Source organism: Arthrobacter sp. Y3221157 (genome assembly GCF_059089865.1).
The window spans coordinates 1-529 of record NZ_JBNHFD010000217.1; the positions used below are offsets into that span (position 1 = coordinate 1).

Here is a 529-nt window from a genome sequence, read left to right on the forward strand (position 1 = left end):
GAGTTGCTGGCCCGTGACGGACGAACCTGGAGAAGGCCATGATCGTAGACCTGCCCGATACCACCACCTCGAACGTCTCCAAGAAGATCATGGCCCTGCGCGAGCAGGGCGGGGTGATCGCGCTGGGCCGGGTCCTGACCCTGGTGGTCGTGACGAAGTCCGGGCTTGAGGAAGAAGCGATCGAGGCCGCGAACGAGGCCAGCCGGGAACACCCCTGCCGGATCATCGTGCTCGCCGACGCCGGGAAGGACCACGCGGACCGGCTGGACGCGCAGATCCGGGTCGGCGGGGACGCCGGCGCGTCGGAAGTGATCGTGCTGCGCGGCTACGGCCAGCTCGCGCACGAATCCGAGTCGCTGGTCGCGGCGTTGCTGCTTCCGGACGCCCCGATCGTGGCCTGGTGGCCGCACGGTGCCCCGGAAAACGCGTGCGAGACCTCCATCGGCCGCATCGCGCACCGCCGGATCACCGACTCCGCGAACGAACCCGACCCGCAGGCCGCGCTGGAAAACATCCGCGCCACCTACAA

General features: G+C 69.2%; 1 protein-coding gene. It reads left to right on the forward strand.

Annotation, left to right across the window (positions count from 1 at the left end):
* Positions 1-38: 38 nt before the first annotated feature.
* A partial coding sequence (locus AC5RTT_RS20725; protein ID WP_494146732.1) for a glucose-6-phosphate dehydrogenase assembly protein OpcA occupies positions 39-529 on the forward strand: 491 nt, incomplete at its 3' end.